Origin of the sequence: Tunturiibacter empetritectus (genome assembly GCF_014201375.1) — a bacterium.
Taxonomy (GTDB): domain Bacteria; phylum Acidobacteriota; class Terriglobia; order Terriglobales; family Acidobacteriaceae; genus Edaphobacter; species Edaphobacter lichenicola_D.
Window position 1 is genome coordinate 34578 of record NZ_JACHDZ010000009.1, and the last position, 16907, is coordinate 51484.

General features: G+C 59.9%; 15 protein-coding genes. 5 read left to right on the forward strand and 10 right to left on the reverse strand.

The features are described from left to right. Positions 1-227 precede the first annotated feature (227 nt). On the forward strand, positions 228-812 hold the full coding sequence (locus tag HDF10_RS19650; RefSeq protein WP_183816504.1) for a hypothetical protein: 585 nt from the start codon (positions 228-230) through the stop codon (positions 810-812). A 372-nt stretch (positions 813-1184) separates the two neighbouring features. On the opposite strand, the gene HDF10_RS19655 is transcribed toward HDF10_RS19650, so the two are convergent. From HDF10_RS19655 to HDF10_RS19665, 3 genes are all read right to left on the reverse strand, one after another. Continuing rightward, the gene (locus HDF10_RS19655) at positions 1185-2012 is read right to left on the reverse strand and encodes a rhomboid family intramembrane serine protease (protein ID WP_183816507.1); all 828 of its coding nucleotides are present in this window, start codon (positions 2010-2012) and stop codon (positions 1185-1187) included. Between the two features lie 138 nt (positions 2013-2150). Continuing rightward, a complete protein-coding gene (locus HDF10_RS19660; RefSeq protein WP_183816509.1) occupies positions 2151-2420 on the reverse strand; it encodes a DUF1905 domain-containing protein in 270 nt (89 codons plus the stop codon). 306 nt (positions 2421-2726) lie between these two features. After that, positions 2727-4265 (reverse strand): M20/M25/M40 family metallo-hydrolase, encoded by a 1539-nt coding sequence (locus tag HDF10_RS19665; RefSeq protein ID WP_311732835.1) that lies wholly within the window; start codon positions 4263-4265, stop codon positions 2727-2729. Between the two features lie 172 nt (positions 4266-4437). Between HDF10_RS19665 and HDF10_RS19670 the strand changes: the two genes are divergently transcribed. Further along, positions 4438-4638 carry a hypothetical protein gene (locus HDF10_RS19670; protein ID WP_183816511.1) on the forward strand — a complete coding sequence of 67 codons (201 nt, stop codon included), beginning with the start codon at positions 4438-4440 and terminating at the stop codon, positions 4636-4638. Between the two features lie 38 nt (positions 4639-4676). Further along, complete coding sequence (locus HDF10_RS19675) at positions 4677-5063, forward strand: carboxypeptidase-like regulatory domain-containing protein (RefSeq protein ID WP_183816513.1); 387 nt, start codon at positions 4677-4679, stop codon at positions 5061-5063. Between the two features lie 176 nt (positions 5064-5239). Here HDF10_RS19675 and HDF10_RS19680 read toward each other — a convergent pair whose 3' ends face one another. From HDF10_RS19680 to mfd, 7 genes are all read right to left on the reverse strand, one after another. Further along, entirely contained in the window at positions 5240-5719 is a 480-nt protein-coding gene (locus HDF10_RS19680) for a ferritin-like domain-containing protein (protein WP_183816515.1), read from the reverse strand. Positions 5720-5911: 192 nt separating this feature from the next. Continuing rightward, positions 5912-6805 carry a UTP--glucose-1-phosphate uridylyltransferase GalU gene (galU, locus tag HDF10_RS19685; RefSeq protein WP_183816517.1) on the reverse strand — a complete coding sequence of 298 codons (894 nt, stop codon included), beginning with the start codon at positions 6803-6805 and terminating at the stop codon, positions 5912-5914. 109 nt (positions 6806-6914) lie between these two features. Beyond that, a complete protein-coding gene (locus HDF10_RS19690) occupies positions 6915-7556 on the reverse strand; it encodes a hypothetical protein (protein ID WP_183816519.1) in 642 nt (213 codons plus the stop codon). A gap of 3 nt (positions 7557-7559) precedes the next feature. Continuing rightward, a complete protein-coding gene (locus tag HDF10_RS19695; protein WP_183816521.1) occupies positions 7560-9335 on the reverse strand; it encodes a DUF885 domain-containing protein in 1776 nt (591 codons plus the stop codon). Between the two features lie 14 nt (positions 9336-9349). After that, the gene (locus HDF10_RS19700; RefSeq protein ID WP_183816523.1) at positions 9350-9823 is read right to left on the reverse strand and encodes a cupin domain-containing protein; all 474 of its coding nucleotides are present in this window, start codon (positions 9821-9823) and stop codon (positions 9350-9352) included. Between the two features lie 114 nt (positions 9824-9937). Continuing rightward, on the reverse strand, positions 9938-10378 hold the full coding sequence (locus tag HDF10_RS19705; RefSeq protein ID WP_183816525.1) for a DUF3224 domain-containing protein: 441 nt from the start codon (positions 10376-10378) through the stop codon (positions 9938-9940). Between the two features lie 424 nt (positions 10379-10802). Beyond that, positions 10803-14543 (reverse strand): transcription-repair coupling factor, encoded by a 3741-nt coding sequence (gene mfd / locus HDF10_RS19710; protein WP_183816527.1) that lies wholly within the window; start codon positions 14541-14543, stop codon positions 10803-10805. Between the two features lie 167 nt (positions 14544-14710). On the opposite strand from mfd, the gene HDF10_RS19715 reads away from it, so the two are divergent. Further along, positions 14711-15703, forward strand: a complete 993-nt coding sequence (locus tag HDF10_RS19715; protein WP_183816529.1) for a substrate-binding domain-containing protein — start codon at positions 14711-14713, stop codon at positions 15701-15703. Positions 15704-15920: 217 nt separating this feature from the next. After that, a complete protein-coding gene (locus HDF10_RS19720) occupies positions 15921-16901 on the forward strand; it encodes a substrate-binding domain-containing protein (RefSeq protein WP_183816531.1) in 981 nt (326 codons plus the stop codon). Positions 16902-16907: the final 6 nt, after the last annotated feature.

The following is a 16907-nucleotide window of genomic DNA, read 5'->3' on the forward strand; positions in this document are numbered from 1 at the left end:
GACTTTGGGGGTTGACATGTGATTTTTCGGGCATATTCGCATGGGTGAAGGTAAAAGGGGTTCTTCGCTGCACTTCGGCGGAATGACGACGGGTACGCAGTTTGGCGAAGTAAAGATGTTTGGAGTTCGTTCGCCAGGTGTAGTCAGAGCGAAGTGCGCTTCGGTATAAGGATTTGAAACGGAGCTGTCGATTGAGAGACGGTGGTCGTTCGGGCAGGAGGCTGACGATGCGGCCTAAGGGTTTTCTGGTAGTCGTAGTGGTGCTGGGCGCCGTACTGCTGACAGGGTGCAGGCGGGTGGCGCCGATGAGGATGGATTCTTCGACTCCGGTGTCGGTGGTTATCTCGCCGAATGTGGGATCGGCACAGAGGCTTACGGCAGTCTTTCAAGACCCTAAGGGTGGGGCGCATATCCGCGAGGTAACGGTGTCGGTGATGTCGGGGGGGCTGCGTCCGGGGGATCAACGGCAGTGGTCGGCGAAGCAGTGCCTGATGCGGTATGACGTACGGGCGCAGGAGATCAATCTGGTTCCGAATATGGGTGGGGTATGGGGGACGCATCCGGCGAAGGTGGGGAGTTCGGCGATGGTGAAGAACTCGCAGTGCACGGTGATGGCGGCGGGGGCTTCGTCGCAGGTTGAGGGGAAGAGTCTGACGGTGAGTCTTGTGGTGGAGTTTGCGCCGGAGTTTGCCGGGCAGAAGCGGGTTTATCTGCAGAGCGAGGATGCGGAGGGGGTTTGGAGCGCTAATTATCAGCAGGCGTTTGGTAGTTTGACGGTGGCTGATTTGAAGATGCCCCTAGAACCTGTCTAAAAAACTACGGGCTGATTCAGACAGACAACGACAACGGCCAGATATGGGGTCTCTCCACTGCGCGGACGGTGAGACTGTCCGCCGCTCCGGTCGAGATGACGATTCTTTGAGGTTTGGATTAGATCGAGAAAACTGCAAGAGCAAGAGAACACGTCAGGTTGGGAAGAGTTCTACATTCCCACCCATCGCATAGAGCGCGATGGATGGGGCACCCTGGGTGTTTGCCTGGGCTGGGGAATACAAAAGCAGATCCCTACCGGATGACAACAAAAGAACAAACAACTGCAAAAGGGACAACTGCAAAAGGGACAACTGCAAACGCAGTAGTCTGATTGCCAAGGAGAGGTGGATTAGTTTTTGTACGGCGTTGTCTTAGTTCATCCAGCGTTTGTCGTTTGGGTTCTTGCGGAGTTCGTCGGGGTCTACGTAGCGGCCGTCCTTGTCGAAGTGGACCTCGCGGTTCTGCTTCTTCATGTAGACCTCGAACTTTCGGGCGGCGCGGCGGCGCTTCCAGCGGTAGTAGCGGTTGCGGACGCCGAAGTACTGCTCGGAGGCGGCGAAGGCGAGGCCGCGGCGGGGGGCGAACTTGACGAAGAGCGCGCCGCAGAGAGCGCCCGAGAGCTGGATGAGGGCGTTGAAGCTGTCGGCCTGCTTGAGCAGGATGGCGATGGCGATGAGGATGTAGATCGCGACCATGTACTTGGCCTTGATGCGGAGGACAAACCAGAGGAGGAACTCCTGGTCGCCGAAGATCATGGCGATGGCGACCATGAGGCCGAAGATGCCGGACCAGGCGCCGGCGGCGACGATGTCGGGACGCAGGCCGAGGACGTGGGTGAAGGAGATGGCAGAGGCGATGATGGCTCCGCCGATGACGGAGGTGAGGTAGAGCTCGGCTAACCAGCGGCCGCCGAAGGAGGGCTCGAGGAGGGAGCCGGTGAACCAGAGGGTGAGCATGCCGAAGAGGATGCCGAGGATGCCCTGTTCGACGAAGGAGTAGGTGAGGAGCTGCCAGAGTTCGCCGTGGAGGACGGCGATGGGTTCGAGGATGAGATGGGCTAGGAGGACAGCCTGGAGCTGTGGGGCGAGCCAGCGGAGGAGGAGCAGGCCGAAGAAGGTTCCGACGTTCAGAAGGATGAGCTTGCGGGTGGTGCCTTCGAAGGCGGGGAGAGCGAGCGAGATGGGGCCGGAACGGGGCATGGGCGCTTTTCTTATTTCATCATAGGTTCTCCGGTTCGGCGGTGGGGAGGGTTTGCGCCGATTTGCGCGGACGGCGTCGATTTTTTCATCAAAATGGACCGGATTGCTGTTTGGCCTTATTCGATGCGATCTTCGGATTTACTGGATGCGATCTTCGAGGTGCACCTTGACCTGGTCGCCGGTCTGCTTGCCGATTGCTTTGCGGATGTCTGCTTTTACGGGAAGTTTGTGGGTGCCGTCGCCAAGGGCCATGAAGGAGCTGCGGAAGGGGTGGCCGTCGATCTTTCCGGTGACCTTGACAAGGCCTCGGGTGCCGAAGAATTTGACGGAGTCGGGCCAGACTACGTAGGTCCAACCACCCTTGGCGGGGCTTTTTTGCAGGGTTGCGTTGAAGGTTTTGTTCAGCATTGGGTGTGACCTCCGTTTGCCTGGAGCAATACTAGTCCAGGAGTGTCGGCAGGTGCGATAGAAGCTGTTTTCGAAGGTTCTGTCCTGCCGGACGGGCCCACTGTGCTAGGCCACCCCGCAAACGAAGACCTGTTTGCGGGGACCCCGGTTCGGGCGATCACTTCGTGATGGGTATACCCCTTCGGTTGGCGCTCCCGTTGGTCGCGAGCGAAGATCTGTGCCGACCAACGGGAGGACCACGCGAAGCTCTAGAAAGGCGTGCGAACGCCCGGCCCACGCGCAGTGGGTCCGTCCGGTAGGACAGCGTTATTTTGCGGCGCGCTGTGGGGTGGGTAGGACGGCTGTGCTGCGATGGCCGGCGGGGTCGACGGAGCGGACGGCGAAGACTACGTTGTCCTTGGAGATGGCCAGCTTGAGGCTTAGGGCGGAGCCGGCGGACTCGGAGTCGGTCCAGACGGGCTGGTCGGTCTCGCGAAAGACGACCTCGTAGGTGGTGTTGGCGGGGGCACCGGCGGGGGGCTGCCAGATGAGCTCGGTGTTGTTGTCGAGGGCGGTGGTGAGGATGCGGACGTTTTGCGGCTGGCCGGGGGCGGAGGCGAGGGTGGCGAGGGTGGCGGCGTTGAGGCGGGCTACGTTGGCGACGTAGTTGAAGTCGACGTATTGGAGGAGGTCGCCGTATTGGGTGCCGTTTTCGGTGCGGACGTTCTGGTGCTGGTGGTCGAAGTTCTCGGTCCACTCGGTGAAGCGGACGGCGGCGAAGCCCTCCTGGTTGAAGCTGGTGTGGTCGCCGCCGCGGAGGAAGCGGTCGCGACGGAAGATGAGGACGGGGTGGAAGGCCGGGATCATGCGCATGAGGTTGTTGTGGACGCGGCTGCCGGGGGCGCTGGGCGCGTGCTGGGATGTCGGGCGGAAGTAGGTGGCGCCGACGTCGACGATGGCGCGGGCTAGCTCGCGGGAGGGGGAGTCGCCTTCGGCGCCGAGGGTTTCGATGGCGCGGAGTTGGTCGGGGGTGGCGTTGGCGGGGATGCCTTCGGAGAAGACGCGGACTGCGGTCTTGTCCTGGATGTTGGGGGTCGTGGTGTTGTTGGGGGTGGTGTCGCCGCCGACGATGTCGTTGTTGAGGACGGCTTCGAGCTGCCAGTTTTCTTCGCGGGCGAGTTTGGCAAGGTGGGCGCTGCCGTTGAGGCCCTGCTCTTCGCCGGCTACGGCTACGAAGACGATAGTGCTGGGGAATTTGAGTTTGGAGAGGACGCGGGCGGATTCGAGGGAGACGGCTACTCCGCTGGCGTCGTCGTTGGCTCCTGGGGCTGGGTCGTGGGTGTTTTCGTTTTTGGAGTTGCGTGAGTCGTAGTGGCCGGTTACGAGGACCATGCGGGCGGCCTGGGCGGGGTCGGTGCCGCGGAGGATGGCGTAGACGTTGCTGATTTTGGTGGGCTTGGTGATGCGGGCGTTGGGTGCGGTGCTGGCGGGTTCGGTGAAGGTGTCGCGCTTTACTTCTAGGCAGTTGCTGCAGGCGGCGGAGATGGCTTTGAACTCGGACTCGATCCAGTCGGCGGCGGCGTTGACGCCGGTGTTGGGGGCGAGGTCGGTGTCCATGCTGGAGAGGGTGCTGCGGTTGTTGAAGGAGACGAGCTTGGTGATGGTGGCTTTGATGTGGTCGGGGGAGACCTGGGCGATGGCGGCGGCGATGGCGGGGTCGGCTGGTGAGGGGGTGATGGGCTTGCCGGTGGGGAGGGGTTGTTGCGCGGGAAGGGGGGTGGAGGGGAGCAGGGTGCAGGCGAGGGCAGAGGTTGCGAGGAGGCGGGAGAGGGCCGGGCGTGCGGATGAGGCGGATCGAGCGATCACGGAATCTTCTCCTTGTGCAAAAAAACCGTTGTGCCGGGTAAATCGTATGCTTGACGTGGGAGCGGGAGGGCCGCTAAATAAATAACAAGGATAAATAGCCAGGACGTCCACGGGGATGTTCCTGTAATCCTATAGACGGGCGAGTGGGCCCAAAGACCCTGGAGGCACGATCATGGCTGTTGTTTGTCCGGAATGCGATAACCCGATTGTGGTTGACGTCGATGAAGTGGAAGAGGGAGAGATGGTCCAGTGCGATGAGTGCGGCGTCGACCTCGAGGTGGTTTCGGTGGACCCACTGGAGTTGGCGGCTATCGACGATGCGGGTTATGACGATGAAGATGTGACGCATACCGACGAAGAGGAAGAGGAGTAACGGCTGATCTGGATGGGGATAGCCGTATACTGAAAGCTATGAAGCGTACTGATCTCTTGCTCCGTTCGTTTGCTGGTAAGGTGATTCTCGCCTCTTGTGCGATGGTGGCTGTCGCGGGTGCTGTGCGGTCGGTCTCTGCGGTTGCGGAGCAGCGGGGGCCTGTGCAACGGGTCGTGCAGGGCAAGGTTACCGATAGCAGCGGCGCGATTGTGAAGGGCGCGGTGGTGTATCTGAAGGATGGCCATAGCCTGTCGGTGAAGAGCTTTTTTTCCGATGACGAGGGCGGCTATCGGTTTGGGCAGCTGGCGCAGAATACGGACTATGAGATCTGGGCGGAGAGTAACGGGAAGAAGAGCGCCGTGAAGACGATCAGCTCATTCGATAACAAGAATCAGTTTTATATCGATTTGAAGATCGGAAAGTAGCCGTCCTGACGGACGGCCCACTTCGCTTATAGACAAAAGATGTGTCCTGCCTGACGGGCCCACTTCGCGTGGGGCGGTCACTTCGTGACGCGTGTACCTTTTCTGGGTGGGATGAGCCTCGTTGGGTCCTCCCGTTGGTCGGAAGGAGGACTACAGGCTCGTTGCGGGGAACGGGTCTAATCGGCGATGCCTGGGTTGGGTGGGTCTACGCCGAGGGCTGTGGCCAGGGCGATGAGGTGGTCCTGCTCCTGCATGAGGATCTCGCGGATGGACTCGCCGATGGCGAACTCGTTGAGCTCATCGCACTGGCGGATGCGGCGGCGATAGTTGGCGATAGTCACCTTCTCGTTTTCGAGATCGAAGCGGAGCATGTCCTCATTTTTCTCAGAGGTCTTGACGGGTTTCGGGGTGACGGAGGGCATGCCGCCGAGATAGTCGATGTGGTTGGAGAGGGCGATAGCGTGGGCGAGCTCTTCGGTTGCGTGGACGGCGAGCTCGTCGGCGATATTCATGTACTGCGCGCCCTTGAGGACCTGCGAGTAGTTGACGTAGGAGATGATGGCTTGATATTCGCGGGAGAGATCTTCGTTGAGGAGGTCGATTAGTTTTTCGCGGGTGATGGCGGTGGTCGGTTCGCTTGCTTTTTGTCCGGACATGTCTTCTCCAATGTTTTTCTGCGGTGCTTGGTCTTTGGGGTGAGATGCAGGAATGGAAGTACACGTTGGGGCGGTGAGTAAACGAATCGACATTGCTGCATTAATAGCCGCGACAGCGGATTCCTTCGCTTTTGCTGCGGAATGACGTCAAGGACATCAGGGCTAAAACAGCAATGCCAGCAGAGGAGGAAGCTACAGAGGGTAGGACTTTAGCCAGGTGCGGAAGGCGGGGCCGAGGTCCTTGTGCTTGAGGGCGAGCTCTACGGTGGCGCGGAGGAAGCCTTGCTTGTCGCCTGCGTCGTGGCGCTTGCCTTCGTAGACGAAGCCGTAGACTTTTTCGTGTTGGAGGAGAGCTTTGATACCGTCGGTGAGCTGGAGTTCGCCGCCTGCGCCGGGGGTGATGTGCTCGAGCATGTCGAAGATGCGCGGGGTGAGAATGTAGCGGCCGATGATGGCGTTCTGCGAGGGCGCGTCTTTGGGTTTGGGTTTTTCGACGAGGTCTTTGACGGTGAGCAGGCGCGGGTTTTTGGGGTCGGGGGTGCAGTCGAGGCAGCCGTAGTTCTGGATGGCTGCGCCTTCGACGATCTCGGAGCCGAGGATGCTGGACATCTCTCCGTTCGCGGCCTGGGCTTCGTTGAAGGCTTCGACCATCTGCTTCATGCAGGGGATGGTGGCGTCGACGATGTCGTCGGGGAGCAGGACGGCGAAGGGTTCGTTGCCGACGAGCTCTTTGGCCATGAGGACGGCGTGGCCGAGGCCGAGGGGGTGGGGCTGTCGGGTGTAGGTGATCTTGGCGAGCTTCGAGACCGAGCGCGCTAGTTCGAGGAGTGCGGTTTTGTGTTTCGCGGCGAGGGAGGCTTCGAGCTCGGGGCTGGAGTCGAAGTGATCTTCCATGGTGGACTTGCCGCGGCCGGTGACGATGATGATCTCGGTGCAGCCGGCGGCTACGGCCTCTTCGACGCCGTACTGGATGAGCGGCTTATCGACGAGGCAGAGCATCTCTTTGGGCATGGCCTTGGTGGCGGGGAGAAAGCGGGTGCCCATTCCTGCGGCGGGGAAGACTGCTTTGCGGATTTTCTGGGTCATGGTTGGTGTCATCAATTTCTTGGATGCAGGTTTGACTTCGAAAATGCTAACAGGGCTGGAGGATGGGTGGGATAGCCCGATCGGGTTGGGAAGAAAGTTGGATGCTTCGTCAAGGCTCCACGATTGGATTCCAGGATAAGGCAGGAAGTCCTGCCACGTGCCGATCGCGAGCGTCTCTGGTGAGTCTGATCGCTTTCAATACGGGGTCTTCCGGGAAGGATCCAATTTGATTCATAATTTCCGCAAAGATATCCATGAGCCTCGCATTAGGAACACTTGATACATCGACACCGTATATTTCGCCAATTCGCAAATACATGGCGTCGTTGTCATTCTCAGTATGAAAATCCCAAAGGGTCGAAAAGTCGGAGATCCACGCCCACTGCAAATTCAGAACCTTGTGAATGAAGTCGTCGCTGAGTTCAGGATAGCGAGTGGGAGTTTCCTTGGCGGCAAAGACAATTCCAGGCCCTGTGCCAGGCCGCCACATCTTCTCGCCACTTGTCTTCCAATCGGCAAATTTCTGCTTTGCATCCGCTAAGGCAGCTTCTTTGCTGTCACCCAAACCAGAGACGGCGTACCAATTGACTAAATCTGCGCGCCACCGCTTGTGCTGAAGGCGTCCGGGCAGATTGGGCGGGCATTCTCCCTGGTCGATGTAATCGAGTGGATAATCTTCGAAGCGCCAAGAGGTCTTAGAGAAAGATTTAATCCAAGCCAGCCGTGATCGATTTTGTCTCGACAGCTTCATTAGCTAGAGGACAGGCGAGTCGTCGTGGAGCATGGCTTTGCGGACGATTTTGATGGGGGCGAATCCCTGGCGCATGAAGTTGTCGTGGAAGTCCTGGAGGTTGAAGGCTGCGCCTTGTTTCTTCATCATGTCGGCGCGGAGCTTCATGATCTGTAGCTTGCCGAGGGTGTAGTAGAGGTAGGTGGCGTCGGCGGTGCCGCGCTTGGTTTCGACGAGGCCGACGGAGTGGGACTGGTAGCCGTCGGTGACGAAGAAGTTGACGGCCTGATCGAAGGTGAATTGACCGGTGTGGAGCTTGATGGAGTTGACGAAGCGGGCGTCGCGGAGGAGGGCGTCCTGGATCTGGCCGAGGCGGATGAGTTTGGCTTCGCGCTCGTTCTGCGCGCCGGTGCCGGGTTGGCCGTAACCCTGGTCGAGCATCATCTGTTCGGTGTAGTGGGCCCAACCTTCGATGTTGGTGTTGGCGCCGAGGACCTTGCGAATGGTGGAGGGGAACTGCGGGGTCCAGAGGAACTGGACGTAGTGGCCGGGGTAGGCTTCGTGGACGCTGGTGCTGATGACGGTTCCGACGTTGAAGGCGGCCATGTGCTCGGCGATGTGCTCGGGTGTCCAGGATTTTTCAGGCAGGGTTACGTTGAAGTAGGCCTTGGTGGAGTGGGTTTCGAAGGGGCCGGGAGGGTCCATCGATGCTTGCGTGGTGGCGCGCATGAAGGGCGGGGTTTCTTCTAAGGTGGGCTCGACCTTGGAGGGGATGGTGATGATGTGGTGGGTGTTGATGAAGTCGATGAGGCTGGCAAAGGTTTCGTTGAAGGTGCTGAGGAGTTTGTCGGGTGCGGGGTGGATGGTGGCCAGTTCGGCGAGGACCTGCTGCGGGGTTTTGGCGGGGTCGACCTCTTTGGCTACGCGGGCGAACTCGGCTTGATTTTTGTGCAGGTCGGCGTAGGCGATCTCGAGGAGGTGGTCGAGGGGGATGTCTACCATTTCGTCGTAGCTGAGTTTTTTTGCGAAGGTGTCGGCGCCGAACTTGAAGTCGCCGTTGGAGCGGGGGAGGAGGTCGGATTTGAGCCAGGCGGCGTAGGACTTGAGGGCTTCGATGACGGCGGCGTTGGACTTGGCGAAGGCGGCTTTGGTGTCGGCGTCGGTGGCGTCTGTGAATGCGGAGGGGACGTCGGTCTGGAAGAAGCCAATGATGTCGTCGATCTGCTCGAGGGCTATTTCGGTGTAGATGTGCGGGGGATTCTTGAGGTTCTTGCGGGCTTCGAGGAGGACCTGCGGCATCTGGTTTTCGCGGGCTATGAGGGCTTTGAGGCGGATGTCGGCGGAGGCGTAGGGGCGCTCCATGATGACGAAGGCGGAGTTGGTGATGCCGGAAGAGTAGTTGTCGGGGTTCTTTTCCCAGGGGCGGATGACCTCGAGGGTGAGGAGGGTGCTGCGGATGCTGTTGAGGAGGATGGCGCGGTCGCCGGCTACGGAGGCGTCGAGGGCGGAGGGGTCGATGGCTTCGACTTTTTTCTCGTAGGTGTGGAGGGCGGCGATTTGTTTCTGGATGCTTTGGGTGGAGTAGTCCTCGAGCTTGTCGTCGTACTGGTGGAGGCCGGCGGAGGTGCCTGCAGTGGGCCCGAAGTGGAAGTAGACGTCGGAGAAGTATTGGTCGGCGAGGTAGTTGAAGGTCTGAACGCCGCCGTCGGCGGAGAGGTGCTGGGCGCGGACGGGTTGGATGCAAGCGAAGGCGAGAGCGGCGACGAGGAGGGCTTTGGAGGCGAAGATGCGGCTGGTCATGAGATGCGACCAGTTTACGGCAGAGTGAGGATGGGTGGGCCGTGATCATGAACGGGCGGGGACGGGAGGCCCGCTGGGATGACGTCGTAGTGGGCCATGACGCTGCCGATGTCGGCTAGGTTGGGTGGATCTTCGGCTTTGAGAATGCGGGAGAGCTCGCGGAAGTACTCGGGACCGAGGAGGCCGGGGGTGAGCAGGCAGATGACGCGCGCGGTTTGCTGGTGGTCGTTGAGGTAGGAGTGGATGGTGCCCCGTGGTATGTGGAGTTGCTGGCCCGGGTGGAGGGTGATGCGGCGCTGGTCGACGATCCAGGTGGTGATGCCGTTCCTGGCAAAGATGGTCTCGTCGGAGAGGCGGTGAAGGTGGGGAATGTTGAGGTGAGCGTGGGGCGGGATGAGGAGCTCGAAGACGTCCGCGGCACCTTGGGTCTCATGGCGGCTTTGAAGGAAGGTGATGGTGAGTTTGCCGATCTGGATGGGCTGATGCATAAGGCCCCTTTCCCGTCTCGATACAGGGGAGGACGGCTTCGGTGACTACTTATTAATAGGACACCGAGTGGAGGAAAAGGTTACGGAGAGCAGGGAGGAGCTGCGTTAAGGGCGCTACGGCAGAGTGTATTCAAAGTCGTAGGAGTGGTTGCCTTCGACGATATTGATGGACATTTTGCCGGCGAGGCCGGTGAGCTGACCGGTGCCTGAATCTGGGACTACGGTGACGCTGAGGGTTGGCGTGCCGTGTGTCATGGTGCCGGTGCGCTGGAGGAGGAAGGTGCCGGTGCGGCCTTTGAGGGTTTCGGTGACGATCTCGAGGGCTACGTAGCCTCCTGAGGAGCCTTTGGCTCCGGAGCCAGCGGCGAGCATGGTGCCTTTGCTGGTGGCTTCGAGGTCGTGGAAGTGCTTGTCGAGGAGCATGCGGGCGATGGAGGGTGAGCCGGCGGTTTCGTCGGCGGGCAGGGTCGCTCCTTTGGCGGTGTGAGTGGAGACTGCCGTGTTGAATGCGAGTACAAAGCAGATGGTCCAGAGGACGCGGATGGCGGTTTTCATTGGTGATTGGAATCATCGCCGATTGTCTCGACGCGGTCTATCTCGAAACCCAATAGACAGCAGCCCCGCAAGGAGACGCAATTCTGCGGGTGTGCATCTATACCGACTGACTGTAAGGAGCGATATGAGGCAAATGGAGTTTGGGCGAATGGGGAGAGCTGGTACGACGATTGGCGTGCTGGTATTAGCGCTTGTTTCGTGCTCGATGATGACAGGATGCCTGGTGATGGGTACCACGAGTCGCGGCGGATTTTTTATTTGGCCGGGAAGTATAGGGTTATTGGTGCTGCTCCTGATTCTATTTCTGGTGATGAGGCGCAGATAAGGAGGGACATATAACAGTCGCGTGCTGGCTGAGTTTTTTTCTACAGATCTCTTTGTGTACCAGAAGGCACTCATAAGAAGCGCGATGGTTAAGTGCGCGTCAGTTGGGGAGGGTGGTGTCGAGGGCGTCGAGGAGTGCTCGGGTTTCGGAGAGGACTTCTTCGGATTTTGCGGAGGGGAGGGGCCAGCGCAGGGTGCCCTGGGGGGTGAACTGGGCGCCGCGTTTGGTGTTGCGGCTGACTAGCTTCATGAGCGTGGCGGGGTCTACGGTTTTGTTGTTGTCGTTGGTGAAGTGTGAGGGGTCGGCGTTGACGGCGGCGAATTTTACGTGGAGCATCTCGACGAAGGTCTTGATGGGGGCCTTCTTGTTGCCGTTGGGGTTGGGGAGTTCGACTTGCGTGCGCTTGCGGTCCAGTTGGGAGATGCCGAGTTGTTCGCAGTGGAGGCGGATCTCGCCTGCGGCTAAGAGGTTGAGGACAGTTTCGGGTGGGGTGCCGTAGCGGTCTTGCAGCTCGGCGCGGACGTCTGCGAGGTCGGCCTGGGTTTGGGCTCCGGCGATGCGCTTGTACATGCGGAGGCGCTGATTTTCTTCGGGGATGTAGTCGGAGTCGATGCGGACGGAGATGCCTAGATTGATGACCGTGTTGGCGTGGGCGGGTTTTTCCTCTTCGCCCTTCATCTTGCGGACGGCCTCTTCGAGCAGGGTGGTGTACATCTCGAAGCCGATGGCTTCGATGTGGCCGGACTGTTCGCCGCCGAGCATGTTGCCTGCGCCGCGGAGCTCGAGGTCGAGGGCGGCGATCTTGAAGCCTGTGCCGAGGTCGGAGAACTCTTTGAGTGCGGCCAGGCGGCGGCGGGCGACTTCGGTGAGTTCGGTTTCGGGTGGGATTAATAAGTACGAATACGCGCGGCGGTTGCTTCGGCCTACGCGGCCGCGGAGCTGGTAGAGCTCGGAGAGGCCGTGGCGGTCGGCGCGGTTGATGATGATGGTGTTGGCGAGGGGGATGTCGAGGCCGTTTTCGATGATGCTGGTGGCGACGAGGACGTCGTACTCGTGGTTCATGAAGGCGAGCATGACGCGCTCGAGCTCGGCTTCGGGGAGCTGGCCGTGGCCAATGACGATGCGGGCTTGCGGGACCAGCTCGCGGATCTTTGAGGCGAGGTCGTAGATGGTTTCGACGCGGTTGTGGACGAAGTAGACTTGGCCGCCGCGCTCGAGCTCCATCTCGATTGCAGTGCGGATTAGTTTTTCGTCGAACTTGGCGACGATGGTCTGGATGGCCATGCGGTCTTTGGGGGGAGTTTCGATGACCGACATATCACGTAACCCAATCAGTGACATATGCAGAGTACGCGGGATGGGCGTGGCGGACATGGAGAGCACGTCGATTTGAGCGCGCATCTGCTTGAGGCGCTCTTTGTGGCGGACGCCGAAGCGCTGCTCTTCGTCGACTACGAGGAGGCCGAGGTCCTGGAACTTTAAATCTTTGGAGAGGACGGCGTGGGTGCCGATGAGGATGTCGATCTTTCCTGCTTCGGCTTTTTCGAGGATGATCTTTTTTTCTTTGGCAGTGCGGAAGCGGGAGATCATCTCGATGTTGACGGGGAAGTTGGCGAAGCGTTTTTTGAAGGACTCGAAGTGCTGGAAGCTGAGGACTGTTGTTGGGGTTAAGACGGCTACTTGTTTGCTGTCTTGTACTGCTTTGAAGGCGGCTCGCATGGCTACTTCGGTTTTGCCGTAGCCGACGTCGCCGCAGAGGAGGCGGTCCATGGGGCGGGTTGACTCCATGTCGGCCTTGATGTCGGCGATGGCGGTGAGCTGGTCGTCGGTCTCGTTGAAGTCGAAGGCGTCTTCGAACTCGTGCTGCATGTTGGTGTCGGGCGAGAAGGGCGTGCCGACGGCGGCCTGACGCTGCGCGTAGAGCTTGAGCAGCTCGGCGGTCATGTCGGCCATCGCCTTTTTTACGCGGGCTTTGGTCTTTTGCCAGGCTTGGGTGCCTAGTTTGTTTAACTCGGGCGGTGGGCCGGTCTCGCTGGAGCGGTACTTCTGGATGAGGTCGAGGCGGGTGAGGGGGACGTAGAGTTTGGCTTCGTCGGCGAACTCGAGGATCATGAGTTCGAGTGGCGGGGCGTCGTTTTCTTCGATTACTCGCAGGCCGCAGTAGCGGGAGATGCCGTGCTCTACGTGAACGACGTAGTCGCCTACGGCGAGGTCGCGGAAGTCGGAGATGAAGGCGGCGGCTTTGGATTTGCCGCGGCGGACGGGGCGAGTGGTTACGTCGGCGTCGTCGGTTAGGTCTTGCGCGCCGAAGATTACGATCTGGCCGTGGGCGGTGCCTTTGTCGAGGGCTCGTTCACGAAGTTCGAGGATCTGCACGCCTGCGGCGATGGGGGTTTTGACGATGACGGGGGTGCGGAGGTCGATGGTGTTGCCGCCGAGGTAGCTGGACTCGGTGTAGATGGTGGAGCTGCCGGGGCTCTCGTTGCGCGAGCCGAGGCGATAGGGGAGCTGGTACTCCTGCAGGAGGCCGGCGAGGCGCTCGACTTCGCCTTGATTGGGGGCGGTGAGGAGGATGCGGGCTTCCTGTTTGATGAGGGCGTTGATGGCGTCGATCATGGCTGGGATGGAGCCGTGAAAGCGCATGGTGGGACGGGTGGCGAAGTCGACTTCGGAGAGGTCGCTGCGGTCGGCGTCGAGGATGTCGACTGCGCCTAGCTGGTCGAGTTCGATGCCGGGGAACTTGTGGAGGCGGTCGTCGAGGTCCCAGGGGGAGAGGTAGATGTCTTCGGGGCGGACGAGGTTGCCGATGCCGGAGCGCTCGTGGCGCTGCTCGATCTTGTTCCACCAGCGCTCGCCCTGGTTTTTGATCATGGCGGGCTCTTCGAGGAAGACGCGCGGGGCGGTGGGGCTGGAGGCGCTGAGGAGGTCGAGGAGGGTGAGGTTGGCTCCGGCTACTGGGGCGAAGAACTCCCAGCCGGGGAAGATGGTGGCCTCACCGGTTCTTGTACTGACATGGGTCAGGAGCTCGGCGGGCTCTTCTCCGCCTTCGATTGCGGCTCCGGCTTTGCCTGCGCGGGTGAGGCGGGCGTTGATGGCGGTGAGGAGCTTGTCGGTGACGGGAGTTTCAGTGAGGGGGAGGAGTAGCGCGTGGTCGAGGGTGGAGGCGGAGCGCTGGGTGTCGGGGTCGAAGCGGCGGATGGATTCGATCTCGTCGCCGAAAAAGTCGATGCGGACGGGGCGGTCCATCTCGGGGGAGTAGATGTCGAGGATGCCGCCGCGGAGGGTGACCTGGCCGGGCATCTCGACTACGTCTACCTTCGTATAACCAACCGACAGGAGGTGCTCGACGAGCATGTCGGGCATGTACTCTTCGCCGACTTTGAGATGGAGGGTGAGGGCGCGGTAGTAGTCGCGGGGGAAGAGACGCATGCAGGCGGCTTCTACTGGCGCGATGACGAGGCGTGCCTGATTGGTTGCGATCTTCCAGAGGGTGGCGGCGCGGGTCTCTTGAATTTCGGGGTGGGGTGAGAGGTTTTCGAAGGGGAGGACGTCGTGTGCGGGGAGACGGAGGACGGATTCGGGCGCGAGGGCACCGGTGAGTTCGCAGGCGCTGAGGACGGCGGCCTGGAGGGCTTCGGCGGCTTTGTTGTCGGCGACGATGATGACGCAGGGGGCCTGGGCGGCGCGGACGAAGAAGGGGAGGTAGAGGGCGCGGGCGGTGAAGGTGAGTCCGGAGACACGTCTGCGCCCCGTGCCTCCGCTGAGGTGGCGGCGTACACGCTCAAAAGCTTCAGAGTGCTCCAGGTCTGCGAGGAGCTCGCGGACGAAGGGTAGGACCATGCTGTATGGAGTTTATCAAGTGGAGTTATCAGGCGGAGTCTGCACGGGTTTACTCCGCAGAGTGATTTGGAGTAGTATCTGGCTCCCGCAGGGAAATAGAGCCTGCGCTGCTGTCCGATTTCGACATTTTTTTCGGCTTCGGACAGAGATACTGCCGGAGGATGGACATGAATACTTTGAGGAAGCGGTATCTTTTTGCGCTTTTAGCGGTGGTGCTTCCACTGATTGCAGGATGCACCCGTCACAGCAAGAGTGAGCAATACTACCTGATCGCCACAAATACGGCTTTGCCATATTGGAAGGTGGCCGCGAGTGGATTTGCTGCAGCGGGGGCCGAGTATGGGGTTTCGGTCGATACGCGCGGGCCGGCGGGGTTGAACGCGCAGGCAGAGGTGGATGAGTTCAAGGCGATGGTGGCGAGGAAGCCTGCGGGGATTTTGGTCCAGGTTGTGAACTCCCAGCTGATGCAGCCGGAGATCGATGCGGCGATTGCGGCGGGCATCCCGGTGATTACGATCGACTCGGATTCGCCGGAGAGCAAGCGGTTGTACTTTATCGGGACCAACAACTTCGAGGCGGGCAAGCTGGGCGGGAGGCGCGCGGCGGCGCAACTGAATGGGAAAGGAAATGTAGTGTTCTTCACGAATCCGGGGCAGCCGAACCTGGATGAGCGGTTGAAGGGCTATCAGGATATCTTAGAGGATTATCACGGGATCAAGATCGTGGAGGTGTTCGATATCAAGACGGATCCGGGGACGGCGATGGATAAGGCGGGTGAGTACCTTGAGCGGAAGGGGCCGGCGAGGATCGACGCGTTTATCTGCCTGGACTCCCGGTCGGGTGCGAACGTAGCGGAGGCCTTCAAACGGAGAAATGCTACGGACCGCTTGTTGATCGCGATGGATGTGGACTCGGACACGTTGAAGCTGGTGGGCGATGGAACGATCGATTCGACGATTTCTCAAAAGCCGTACGCGATGGCGTTTCTGGGATTGAAGGCGCTGGACGATATTCATCACTATCCCGTGAAACCGCTTGACCAGGACTACGCGCTGGATCCTTATTCTCCGTTTCCGACCTTCGTCAATACGGGAGTTGCGCTGGTGGATAAGACGAATCTGGACGCTGTTATGAAGAAGCAGAGATCGGTGAACCAGTAGATTTTTTTGCGGTGGTATCTGGCGATTTCTCTGAGAGTTTTCCGGTTGAAGCAAAGAGATGGACTCATTCGGCGGCGCGGAGATTTCGGGACGGTTCCTTCGTTCCGTGGTTTGGATTTTGTGTCAGGGCCCGCGAGATGTGATCTGAGCCGATGCCTGATTCAATGTTTTTGGCTTCGGACAGAAGTTTTGCCAGAGGATGACGATGAACTCTTTTATGAGACGACCTCTTTTTGTGCTCTTGGCTATGTTTCTTCCAGTGCTTGCGGGATGCACCCGACACAGCAAAGACGAGCATTATTATCTGATTGCTACCAACATCAACCTGCCCTACTGGAAGGCGGCGAATGCCGGGTTTCAGAAGGCGGCGGGTCAGTATGGGGTTTCGGCCGAGATGCGCGGGACGACTACGTTCGATCCGCAGGGCGAGGTCGCGGAGTTTCGTACGGTGGTGGCACGCAAGCCTGCGGGGATCCTGGTTTCGGTGGCGAGCGCGGAGTTGATGGGTCCGGAGATCACGGCTGCGCTGGGTGCGGGGATTCCGGTGATCACGATGGACTCGGACGCTCCAGCGAGTGGACGGCTGTACTTCATCGGAACGAATAATCTGCAGGCAGGGCGACTGGGTGGACAGCGGGTTGCGGCGAAGCTTAATGGCAAGGGGAACGTGGCTTTCTTTTCGATTCCTGGGCAGCCGAACATTGATGAGCGGTTGAAGGGTTACAAGGATGCGTTGTCGCACTATCCGGGGATCAAGATTGTTGATGTGTTCGACATGAAGGGCGACTCGGGTCTGGCGATGGATCAGACGCGGGATTATCTTTCGCGAACGGGAGCGAACCGGGTGGATGCGATCGTGTGCCTGGAGGCGGCGTCGGGTAGAGATGTGGCCGAGGCGTTTCGGCGGGCGAACGTGAAGGATCGGTTGCTGGTGGCGATGGACACGGACCAAACCGTGCTGCAGGGGGTGAAGGATGGGACGATCGATTCGACCATCTCGCAGAAGCCCTTTACGATGGCGCTGGTGGGGCTGAAGGCGCTGGACGATATTCATCACTATCCCTTGAAGCCGCTGGCGCAGGACTACTCGTTGAATTCCTTTGCGCCGATTCCTACGTTTATCGATACCGGAGTTTCGTTGATCGATAAAAGCAACGTGGATACGATGCTGAACATCGGTGAGGATAAGGCGCCGTAGGTTTGG